Origin of the sequence: Sandarakinorhabdus sp., assembly GCF_040398645.1 — a bacterium.
GTDB lineage: Bacteria > Pseudomonadota > Alphaproteobacteria > Sphingomonadales > Sphingomonadaceae > Sandarakinorhabdus.
In genome coordinates this window covers 6,574-18,115 of the sequence record NZ_JBBATR010000048.1, presented here as the reverse complement: position 1 = coordinate 18,115, position 11,542 = coordinate 6,574, and the positions used below count along the sequence as shown (strand labels likewise).

Annotated in this window: 7 protein-coding genes and 1 tRNA gene; 5 read left to right on the top strand and 3 right to left on the bottom strand. The window is 65.6% G+C overall.

Annotated elements, in window-relative coordinates; genetic code table 11:
* Positions 1-1,946, bottom strand: a 1,946-nt coding sequence (gene recG, locus ABWP50_RS10445) for an ATP-dependent DNA helicase RecG (protein ID WP_353217931.1), incomplete at its 3' end; no start/stop codon positions are given.
* A 63-nt stretch (positions 1,947-2,009) separates the two neighbouring features.
* On the opposite strand from recG, the gene ABWP50_RS10440 reads away from it, so the two are divergent.
* Positions 2,010-2,312, top strand: a complete 303-nt coding sequence (locus ABWP50_RS10440) for an FAD assembly factor SdhE (protein ID WP_353217930.1) — start codon at positions 2,010-2,012, stop codon at positions 2,310-2,312.
* 27 nt (positions 2,313-2,339) lie between these two features.
* Positions 2,340-5,954, top strand: a complete 3,615-nt coding sequence (mfd, locus tag ABWP50_RS10435) for a transcription-repair coupling factor (protein WP_353217929.1) — start codon at positions 2,340-2,342, stop codon at positions 5,952-5,954.
* 15 nt (positions 5,955-5,969) lie between these two features.
* Here mfd and ABWP50_RS10430 read toward each other — a convergent pair whose 3' ends face one another.
* Positions 5,970-7,724 (bottom strand): putative bifunctional diguanylate cyclase/phosphodiesterase, encoded by a 1,755-nt coding sequence (locus ABWP50_RS10430; protein WP_353217928.1) that lies wholly within the window; start codon positions 7,722-7,724, stop codon positions 5,970-5,972.
* Positions 7,725-7,883: 159 nt separating this feature from the next.
* Between ABWP50_RS10430 and moaA the strand changes: the two genes are divergently transcribed.
* The 3 genes from moaA to ABWP50_RS10415 all read left to right on the top strand — a co-directional run bounded on the left by moaA (position 7,884) and on the right by ABWP50_RS10415 (position 9,906).
* Entirely contained in the window at positions 7,884-8,948 is a 1,065-nt protein-coding gene (gene moaA, locus ABWP50_RS10425; RefSeq protein WP_353217927.1) for a GTP 3',8-cyclase MoaA, read from the top strand.
* Between the two features lie 30 nt (positions 8,949-8,978).
* A complete protein-coding gene (locus ABWP50_RS10420; protein WP_353217926.1) occupies positions 8,979-9,743 on the top strand; it encodes an NAD kinase in 765 nt (254 codons plus the stop codon).
* Positions 9,744-9,831: 88 nt separating this feature from the next.
* Positions 9,832-9,906, top strand: a tRNA-Asn gene (locus ABWP50_RS10415).
* 81 nt (positions 9,907-9,987) lie between these two features.
* On the opposite strand, the gene ABWP50_RS10410 is transcribed toward ABWP50_RS10415, so the two are convergent.
* Positions 9,988-11,448, bottom strand: coding sequence for a sulfatase family protein (locus ABWP50_RS10410; RefSeq protein WP_353217925.1), 1,461 nt, complete (start codon positions 11,446-11,448; stop codon positions 9,988-9,990).
* Between the last annotated feature and the right edge of the window lie 94 nt (positions 11,449-11,542).

The window sequence follows — 11,542 nt, the reverse complement described above, 5'->3', positions numbered from 1 at the left end:
CGCGCCATGGTCACAAATTGCTGCACCCGGCCCGGATCGGCAAAGCGGAACGCCTCCTCCCCCGATTGGCGGGTGCCCAAAATCTCGCCCGGCCCGCGCAGCTTCAGATCAGCCTCCGCAATCACGAAGCCATCGCCGGTCTCGCGCAGCAATTTCAACCGTTCGCGCGCGGTTTCGGACAATTCATCGCCGCGCAGCAGCAGGCACACGCTTTTGCCTGATCCGCGCCCCACCCGCCCGCGCAGCTGGTGCAATTGCGCCAGGCCAAAGCGTTCGGCGGCTTCGATGATCATCAATGTCGCGTTGGGCACATCCACGCCGACTTCGATCACCGTCGTCGCCACCAGCAGCCCCAGCTTGCCGGCGGCGAAATCGGCCATCACCGCATCTTTTTCAGGCCCCTTCATGCGGCCGTGCACCAGGCCGACCCGCGCTTCGCCCAGCCGCACCTTCAGGAAGGCGGCGCGGGTGGTGGCGGCGGCTTCGTCTTCGCTTTCGTTGCCGTCCACCAGCGGGCACACCCAATAGGCCTGGCCGCCGCCGTCCAGATGCCGGGCCACGGCCGCCGTCACTTCATCCAGCCGCGCGGCGCCCATCACGCGGGTGTCGATGGGCTGGCGGCCGGGCGGGCGTTCATCGATGATGCTCTGGTCCATTTCGCCAAAGCGCGTCAGCGCCAGGCTGCGCGGAATCGGCGTGGCGGTCATCGCCAGCAGATGCGGCGGCAGCTTGGCCTTTTGCGCCAGCAGCAGGCGCTGGGCGACGCCAAAGCGGTGCTGTTCATCGACCACCATCAGGCCAAGATCCTGATACGCCACCGTGTCCTGAAAAATCGCGTGGGTGCCGATCAAGATGTCGATGCGCCCCGCCGCCAAGTCCGCCAGCAGCGCCTCCCGCGCCTTGCCCTTGTCGCGCCCGGTCAGCAGCGCGATGCGCACCGGCAGGCCCGCCGCCTGCGCGCTGATCGTGGCGTGGTGCTGGCGCGCCAATATCTCGGTCGGCGCCAGCAGCGCGGCCTGCGTTCCGGCCTCCACCGCCGTCAACATCGCCAGCAGCCCGACCAGCGTCTTGCCGCTCCCGACATCGCCTTGCAGCAGCCGCAGCATCGGCTGCGCCTGTGCCAGATCGCCGGTGATTTCACCCAGCACGCGGCGCTGCGCCCCGGTCAATTGCCACGGCAGGCTGGCCAGCAGCGGCGCCGTCAGCCGGCCCGTCCCCACCAGCGCCCGCCCGCGCCGGCTGCGCGTGTCGGCGCGCACCAGCAGCAGCGCCAGTTGATTGGCGAGCAGTTCGTCATAGGCCAGCCGGTCACGCCCATTGCCTTTTCCCTCGGCCATGCGGTGCGCCGCGCCGAGACTGTCCGCAAAGCCGGCCCAGCCCTGCCGCGCCACCACCGATGGCTCGATCCATTCCGGCATCTGCGGCACCCGGCCCAGCGCCAGCGCCACCAATTGCGCCATGCGCCGGTTGGTCAGCCCCTCCGTGAGCGGATAGACCGCCTCCTGCAACGAAGCCGGCGGCGGCGCCTCCATGGCCTGCACATCGGGGTGCGAAATCTGCAATTTCTGGCCGTAGCGATCCAGCTTGCCGATGATGCGTTTTTCCACGCCGATCGGCAGGCGGGTTTGCGCCCACGACGCGCTTTGGCCGAAAAACACCAGATCGACCCATTGGCCGGCGCGGTCGATGGCCGCCACCCGCAGCGGGCTGCGCGGGCCGCCGCGTTCGTGCCGCGCCGGGGTGAGCGGCACCACCAGCGGCTGGCCGATCAGGCTTTCGGTCAGGCCGTCCACCGCCACCCGGTCGATCATCATCACCGGCAGATGAAAGGCCAGATCAACGGCGCGCGTCAGCTTCAGCCGCGCCAGTTGCCGCACCTGCGACGGCCCGACACCGGCAAGCGCGTCCACTTCGGCGAACAATGGGTTGAGGAGTTCGGGGCGCATGGTTATGCCAGTGTCATAGCACCGTGCTGGCCGTTTGAAACGCCGGCGCGGCAAACCTGTTTGATGATGGTGGGCGTGAGCATGAACGACAACGAACCGGAATCAATGGACCTGCGCCTGCGCCGCGCGCGCTATCGCGCCGATCATCGCGGAACGAAAGAGGCCGACATGGTGGTGGGCGGTTTTTTCGAAAAGCATCACGCCGAATTTGATGAGGCTGCGATGGCGTGGTTTGAAATCGTGCTGCAGGAACAGGATGTCGATATCATGGCCTGGGCGTTCGGCACCGCGCCAGTGCCTGCCCATCTGGACAATGACTGGATGAAGCTGCTGACGAAGCTGGATTATGTAACGGTGATCAAGTGACCTACTCGCTCCTGGTCTGGCCCGCGCTTGATTGATCTGCCGCGCTTCATCGCTGCGCCGCGTGCTGTCACCCTGGCGCGCTGCGCCGGCGGCTATCTGCCGTGGCTGCTGGCTGATGCGGCGCGGGCTGCCAAGGGCCGGGCCTGGTTCATTGCGGCCGATGAAGCGCAGGCGCGCGCCATTGCCGAAGCCGCCGCCTATTTTGCCCCCGAAATCGCCGTGCTGGTGCTGCCGGCCTGGGATTGCCTGCCCTATGACCGGGCGTCGCCATCGCTGAAATGCGCGTCGGACCGGGTGGCGGCGCTGGCGGCGCTGACCGAGCGGCCGGCGGGTGCGCAATTGGTGGTCACCACGGTGAATGCCATCACGCAGCGGGTGCTGCCGATGGGCCAAGTGGCGCAAATGTCGGCGCGGCTGAAGCCCGGCAGCCGCATCGATCGCAGCGCGCTGGCGCTGAAACTGGCGGCCAATGGCTATGTGCGCGTCGATACCGTCGTGGAGCCCGGCGAATATGCGCTGCGCGGCGGGCTGGTCGATGTGATGACCGCCGGCAGCGACCACGGCCTGCGGCTGGATTTCTTTGGCGACGAGATTGAAACCGTCCGGCGCTTTGATCCTGCCACGCAGCGCAGCCTGGGGCCGGCGGAGGGCTTTGATCTGCTGCCGGTATCGGAAGTGCAGATCGACGAGGCCCGCATCAAGGCGTTTCGCGCCGGCTGGCTGGCCCGCTTTGGCGCGGCGGCCACCGCCGATCCGCTCTATGAGGCCGTGAGCGATGGCCGGCGGCAGGCGGGCATGGAACATTGGTTGCCGCTGTTCGAACCCGGCCTGGTGACGATGTTCGATTGGCTGCACCCCGATGATGTGCTGGTGCGCGATCATGGCAGCGAAGGCGCGGCGGCTGACCGGTTTGAAGCCATTGCCGATTATCACGACAACCGCGTCGCGGCGCTGAGCGCCAAGAAGGGCAGTTACCGCCCGCTCGGCCCCGAGGCGCTGTATCTGACGCCGGGCGAATGGGCGGAGCGGCTGGCGGCGCACAAGGTGCACGCCGCCTCCCCGCACGATGTCGCCGATGGCACCCTGTTTGCGATTGATTGCGGCGCCGGCGCGGCGCGCGATTTTGCGCCGGAGCGCGTGGCACAGGCCAATGGCGGCCCGCCGGTCTATGCCGCGATACTGGCCCATATCGAAGCGCGGCGGGCGGCGGGTGACCGGGTGGTGCTGGCCAGCTATTCGGCGGGTGCGCGCGAGCGGCTGCGCGGCCTGCTGGTGGACGAAGGCCTGAAGAAACTTGGCCTGGCCGATCATTGGCAGGAGGCGCTGGGCCAGGCGGCGGCGGGGGCTGTCGTGCTGACGGTGTTGCCGCTCGATCACGGTTTCACCTTGGCGGAGCCGCGCGGCACGCTGCACCTGCTCACCGAACAGGATATGCTGGGTGACCGGCTGGTGCGCAAGGCGCGGGTTGCCCGCCGCGCCGATGCCTTCATGGCCGAACTGGCCATGCTCAATCCCGGCGATCTGATCGTGCACCGCGATCATGGCATCGGGCGGTACGATGGCCTGCTGGCGATCCCGATTGGCGGCAAGCCGCATGATTGTGTCGCGCTGAGCTATGACGGCGGCGACAAGCTGTATGTGCCCGTTGAGAATATCGACGTGCTCAGCCGCTATGGCAGCGACAGTGATGGTGTTGGGTTGGACCGCCTCGGCGGTGTGGCGTGGAGCACGCGCAAGGCCAAGATGAAAAACCGCATCCGCGAGATTGCCGGCGAATTGCTGGCAACCGCGGCGGCGCGCGCCCTGCGCGAAGGTGAGCCCGTGAACATCGATGCGCACGGCATGGCGGCCTTTGTGGACCGCTTCCCCTATGCGGAAACCGACGACCAACTGAAGGCCATCGGCGATGTGATGGACGATCTGACATCAGGGCGCCCGATGGACCGGCTGGTGTGCGGCGATGTCGGCTTTGGCAAGACCGAAGTGGCGCTGCGCGCGGCCTATGCCGCCGCCATGTCGGGCATGCAGGTGGCGGTGGTGTGCCCGACCACGCTGCTGGCCCGCCAGCACCACCAGAGCTTCCGGGAGCGGTTTACCGGCCTGCCGCTGGAGGTGCGCCACCTGTCCCGGCTGGTGACGGCCAATGATGCCAAGGCAGCGCGCGAGGAGCTGGCGGCTGGCACCGCCGATATCGTGGTGGGCACCCATGCGCTGCTGGCCAAAAGCATCGAGTTCAAGCGGCTGGGGCTGGTGATTGTCGATGAAGAACAACGCTTTGGCGTGGTGCACAAGGAACGGCTGAAGGGGATGAAGGCCGATGTGCATGTGCTGACGCTGACGGCGACGCCGATCCCGCGCACCTTGCAGATGGCGCTGACGGGTTTGCGCGAAATGTCGGTGATTGCCACGCCGCCGGTCGATCGGCTGGCGGTGCGCACCTATGTGATGCCGTTTGATCCGGTGGTGATCCGCGAGGCGCTGCTGCGCGAACATTATCGCGGCGGCCAGAGCTTCATTGTGTGCCCGCGCATTGCCGACATGCCGGATCTGGAGGAATTCCTCCATGAAAATGTGCCGGAAATCAAGGCGATCAGCGCGCACGGCCAGATGGCGCCTTCGGTGGTCGAGGAGCGGATGAGCGCATTCTACGACAAGCGCTATGATGTGCTGCTGTCCACGACGATCATCGAATCCGGCCTGGATATTCCATCGGCCAACACGCTGATCGTGCACCGTGCCGACCGTTTTGGCCTGGCGCAGCTGTATCAGATTCGCGGCCGCGTCGGGCGCGGCAAGAGCCGGGCCTATGCCTATCTGACCACCGCCAGCGGCCAGAGCGTGACCGAAGGCGCCGAAAAGCGGCTGCAGGTGCTCAGCCAATTGGATACGCTGGGCGCGGGATTTCAATTGGCCAGCCATGATCTTGATCAGCGCGGGGCGGGCAATCTGCTCGGCGATGAACAATCCGGCCATATCAAGGAAATCGGCTTCGAACTCTATCAGTCGATGCTGGAGGAGGCGATCCTGGAGGCGCGCGCCGAAGCCGCTGGCATGAAGCCGCCGGCCGAAGCGTTCTCACCCCAGATCACCGCCGAAGTGCCGATCCTGATCCCCGAACATTATGTGCCCGATCTGAATGTGCGCATGGCGCTGTATCGCCGATTGAACGAGATGGATGGCCGCCCGGCCATCGATGGCCTGGCTGCGGAAATGATCGACCGGTTCGGGCCGCTGCCCACCGAAGCCGAAAATCTGCTGAGCGTGATCGAGATCAAGCTGGCCTGTCTGGCGGCGGGGGTGGCCAAGCTGGAGGCCGGGCGCAAGGGCGCGCTGATCAGCTTCCGGGACAATATATTTGCCAATCCCGATGGGCTGATGGCCTATGTCGACCGGCTGGGTGTGCGCGCCAAGATCCGCCCGGATTTGAAATTGTTCATCGCGGCCGACTGGGGCGATGATCGCGGCCGGCTGAAGGGCGCGCTGCAAGTGGCGGCGGCGCTGGCCAAGCTGGCTGGCGGTGCGACCGTGAAGCCGTCCACCAAAGTTCCGCCAAAACCGGCTGGACTGCCGCTGCCGCCCAAGGCCCCACCCAAAGTTCCTGTGCGCCCGAACGTGTTCAAATCACGGCTGGGCCGGCGCTGAAGCTGCAAAAGCGCTTCAGGCGGCGTTGATTGCCTTGGTCACTGTCGCTGTTGGCTTGCGGCTGCAAAATGCCGCCAGCTCCGCTTCGTCAAGCGGCGGTGCCATGCAAAAGCCCTGCACCCAATCGCAGCCAGCCGCGCGGGCCGCCGCCAGTTGCACATCATCCTCGACACCTTCGGCCACCACGGCCATGCCAAGGCGGCGCGCGGTGGCGATCATGCCTTCCACAACGATGCGTTCGCGCTCCGACCCGGTCAGGCCAGCGGCAAAGCTGCGGTCCAGCTTGATCGTGTCCACCGGCAAGCGCGCCAGCCGCGCCAGGCTGGAATAGCCGGCGCCAAAATCATCCAGCGAAATGCCGACACCGTCGCGGCGCAGCAGGGACAGGGTGGCGGCGGCAGCGTCCATGTCGAAAATGACGGCTTCTTCCGTCACTTCGATGACCAGCCGGTGCGGTGACAATCCGGCCTGGGCAAGATCGACGGCCAGCGTATCGACAAATTGCGGATCAGCCAGATCGGCCGCGGTGACATTCAAAGACAGCTTGAGATGCGCCAGTCGCCCGGTCCAGGCGGCGGCGCGGGAGATGGCGCGCGTGCGGATATGCCGGCCCAGCTTGATCGCCAATTCAGCCGAAATCGCCGTTTCCAGCAGCACCGCAGCCGGAAGCCGGCCGTGCAGGGGATGGTCCCAGCGCACCAGCGCCTCGACGCCGCCGATCACACCATCCGACAATCGAACCAGCGGCTGGAACAGCACGACAATATCGCCATCGTCCAGCGCGCGGAACAAATCCGATTCCAGATCGACGCGCAGCGCCAATGCTGCCGCCGCCGTGTCGTCCCGAAAACGCGCCACGGCGCCCGGTTCGCGGCTGCGGGCATCGGCCAGGGCAATCGCCGCCTCGCGCAGCAGGCCAACGGCAACGGCGCTGGGCTCCCCTGCCATGCGGCCATCATCCCAGGCAACGCCTGCCCGGCCCGAGACATGGATGACGCGATCATCCACCGCAAACGGCCGTTCGAACCCGGCGAGCAGCAGCGCAGCCAGACGGTCAATGCCGGGTGCGGCCGCCGCGCCTGATACGCCCACGGCAAATTCTGCCGCCGTCAGCCGGCCCAGCAAACGCACCTCGCCTTTGCACAAATCGGCATCGGCAATCGGCGCCAGCCGGCGGCCAATCGCGGCCAGCAGCCGATCGGCAACATCGCGGCCATGGCTGCTGTTGATTTGCGCAAAACGGCCGACGCCAACCACAATCACCCCGGCGGGCTGCCCGGCGGCGCGCTGCTCGGCCAGCCAGCGCTGCACCCGATCGCCGCTGGCAAGACCGGTCAGGCTATCGGCATCAATGCTGCCGGCTACCGCCGGCGCTGCCGCTGCCACAGCCAGCCGCGCCGCATGCCGGCCAGCCAGCGCCAGCGCATTGGCGAAGGTGTCGGAACCAAAGGGCGCTGCCATCACCGATGTCGCACCGGCTTCGTTGGCAGCGCCGGCGGCGTCCACGTCCCCGCGTGACAGCAGCACCAGCATCGCGCCGCGCCGGGCGTCCACCAAGGGCCCCAGCGCCCGCGCCGCCGCAAGCCCAGCGGTCAAGGCGCCGCGCGCATCCACGACAACCACGCGCATCGGTTCGGCGGCAAACCGGGCCGCAGCCACATCCGGGCGGCGTTCGATGCGCGGCAGCTGACCGGCCGCGACTGTCATCGCCGCCAGATCATCGGCATAGCGCGGCGACACGATCAACACTGGTTCGGAATCGGAAAACATAGGAAAACGCTTTGGTTGCCTGTTGGTTCCAATCCTACGCCAAATCTGCCGAAATTACATCCGGCAATGCACGTAACATATGCTTAATCCGCTCTGTCGGGCATGGCGCCGGGCAAAATCGCTTGCCAAGCTGGCCGCGCCTGCCACAGGCTGCACGCAATGATTGCTGATCTGCCTGCCACCTTGCCCGCTGCGGAACCGCTGGTGGACCGTTATGGCCGCGCGATCAGCTATTTGCGGGTGTCGGTCACCGATCGCTGCGATTTTCGCTGTGTCTATTGCATGGCCGAAGACATGGTGTTCCTGCCCAAGGCCGAGGTGCTCAGCCTTGAGGAAATCGATGTGCTGGCGTCGGCCTTCATCCGGCGCGGCACCAGGCGGATCCGGCTGACCGGCGGTGAACCGCTGGTGCGGCGCGGCATCATCGATCTGGTGCGCAGCCTGGGCCGTCACCTCAAGACCGGCGCGCTGGATGAGCTCACCCTCACCAGCAATGGCAGCCAGATGGCGCGCCATGCGCAAAGCCTGTTCGACGCCGGGGTGCGCCGCGTCAACATCAGCCTCGACACGCTGGATGCGGAAAAATTCGCGCGCATCACCCGCTGGGGCCGGCTGGGCCAAGTGCTGGAGGGCATTGCCGCCGCCACCGCTGCCGGCCTCAAGGTGAAATTGAACACCGTGGCGCTGGCGCATGAAAATGCCGATGAAATCGAAGCCTTGATGCAGTTCGCCGCTGCTGGCGGGCACGATCTGACGCTCATTGAAACCATGCCGCTGGGCGAGATCAACGAAGACCGCATGGACCAATATCTGCCGCTGTCGCGCGTGCGCCGCGATCTGGCGCAGCGTTACACGCTCACCGATCTGCCGCACCGCACCGGCGGGCCGGCCCGTTATGTGCACGTGGCAGAACTGGGCTTGCAGCTGGGCTTCATCACGCCGCTAACGCACAATTTCTGCGAAAGCTGCAACCGCGTGCGGCTGACCGCCACCGGGCAATTGTACATGTGCCTGGGGCAGGACGATCAGGCCGATCTGCGGTCCGTGCTGCGCAGGGCAAATATGGGCGGTGATTTGAACGGCAATATGGCCGGCAGCCAGGCGGCGCTGGACGCCGCGCTTGACGAAGCCATCGCGCGCAAGCCCAAGGGCCATGATTTCGTGATCGATCGGCGCGGTGCCCAGCCAGCGGTGGCGCGGCACATGAGCCTGACCGGCGGCTGAAACGCCGGCAATCGGGAGGAATATCCGGGCATGAAACTCGCGCTGCTGGCCTCCGAAAGCCATGTTGCCGGCGCTGCGGCCGAAAGGCTGCGGGCGGGGCACAAATTTGTGCCGGTGCGTGATGCCGATGTGGTGGTGGCGCTGGGCGGTGATGGCTTCTTGCTGCACTGCCTGCACGAAGCGCTGCAACTGAAAGATCCCAAGCCGATGTTCGGCATGAACCGCGGCACGGTGGGTTTCTTGATGAATGATTTTCGCAGCCACGACCTGCTGGCCCGGGTTGCAGCCGCCAAGCAGTTCACGCTCAATCCGCTGTTGATGACCGCCACCACGGCGGCGGGCGGCAGCGTGTCGTTTCCGGCCATCAACGAAGTGTCGCTGCTGCGCGAAACCCGGCAGACCGCCAAGATCGGCATCGTCATCGATGGCAAAACCCGCATGGAGGAATTGATCTGCGATGGCGTGCTGGTGGCGACGCCGGCTGGCTCCACCGCCTATAATCTGTCCGCCAATGGGCCGATTTTGCCGCTGGAATCCGATCTGCTGGCGCTCACGCCGATATCGCCGTTCCGCCCCCGGCGCTGGCGCGGCGCGCTGCTGCCCGGCGCCAGCGTGATCGAATTTGTCGTGCGCGAGGCTGACAAGCGCCCGGTGTCGGCCGTGGCCGACCAGATGGAGGTGCGCGATGTCACCCATGTGCGCGTGGCGCTGGATCGCACCATCACCCTGACATTGATGTTCGATCCCGAATATGCGCTGGATGATCGGATCAGCCTGGAACAGTTCGCCAGCTGATGGCGGCTGGACTCAGCTGGATGCAATTGGGGCGCAAATCCGCTTGGCAAGCCCGGTGCACGCCGCTAAGGGGGCTCTCCCACGCTGTTCCTCGGTAGCTCAGCGGTAGAGCAGTCGACTGTTAATCGACTGGTCGCAGGTTCGAATCCTGCCCGGGGAGCCAGCGTGGGATGCTACTGGCTTCATGACGCGCTGAACTTATCAGGCGCCCCTGCCCTTTCCTCACATACCCCCGGAAACCGCTCTAAAGCCCCAGTGCCGCGGCTGATTGGCGTTTCAGTTCGGCTTCCAGTGCGGCGCGTTGCGGCGCATAGCGGGGATCGGCGTAGAGGTTGGTCATTTCATAGGGGTCAGCGGCAAGATCATACAGCTCGCGGCGCTCCGGATCCTGCACCCAGTGGATCAACTTGAACTGGCGCGTGCGGACGGCACGATAGGTCGATTTATCGACCCAATCGAAAACCTCGTCGCCATTATATTCGATATAGGCGGCCTGCCGCTCAGGCCCCTTCTTGCCCAGCAGCGCCGGGGCAAAGGACATGCCCTGCACTTGCGGGCCAATGCCGACGCCGGCAAGATCGAGAACCGTCGGTGCGAGGTCAACACTCGACACGAGGCTGTCGATCTTCGCCCCGGCCTGCACCTTGCCCGGCCAGCGCACCAGCAGCGGCGCCCTGACCGTTTCTTCATAGGGCAATCGCCGTTCCTGGCTCAGCCCGTGTTCGCCATAGAAAAAGCCATTGTCGCCCGAAAAAATGATGATCGTGTTGTCCAACTGGCCTGTGGTTTCGAGCTGCTTGAACAGGCGGCCCAGCCCTTCATCGATTGACAGCAGCATTTCGGAACGGCCGCGGATGGTCTTGTCCGAGGTGCTGGCATCGATCTCGGCGCCGTACTTTGCGCGCGTTTCGGCGGAATATTTCTGCCGCAGCAGCGCCGAAATATGGCTGTCGCCCGGCGGCACGACATTGGGCGGCACGTAGTTGGCGCGCCGCGGGAAGATTTTGGCCGCATAACGCCCGGCATGGCGCGGCGCAGGGATGAATGCGCCGGGCACCGTCATGTCGATCGAGCCGTCGTTGCGCTGCACACTGTCGGGGTGAATGGCCTTGTGCGACAGCATCAAGAAGAATGGCTTGTCCTTGGTGCTTGCCTGCAAAAAACCGATGGCCCGGTCGGTAAGCAGATCGGTGACATAGCCGGGGGCGACCGCCAACTTGCCGTCTTCGTAAAGTGGCGGATCGATGATCTTGCCTTGCCCTGGAAAGCTGACCCAATAATCAAAGCCGGGGCGCGGCGTCGGATCATTGCCCATGTGCCATTTGCCAACGAAGCCGGTGCGATAACCGGCGGCGCTGAGCGCCTGGGGAAACGTGTCGAGCCGGTGGCTGAGTTCGCTGCGCGCTTCATTGCCGGTGACGCCGTGGCGTGATGGATATTGGCCGGTCAGCAAGGTTGCGCGGTTGGGCGAGCACAGCGGGATGGCATGAATGGCTTGGGTAAACATCGCGCCTTCGCGGGCCAGACGGTCGATATTGGGCGTTTCCAGCCACGGATGGCCGGCGGCACCAAACTCGTCCCAGCGCAGATCATCGACCAGCACAAAGATGATATTTGGTTGGCCTGCCGCAGCCGCTGGCCGGGCTGCCAGCATGGCGGCGGCAGCGGCAAACTGTAGCGCGCGGCGGCGATTGATGGCGGTCATGGCGCTTCCTGGTTGGTGAGGATGTCGAACACAGCTTGATGTGCGCCGCGCAAAATACGGGCACCGCCTGAGCCTGAGCCTGAGCCTGAGCCTG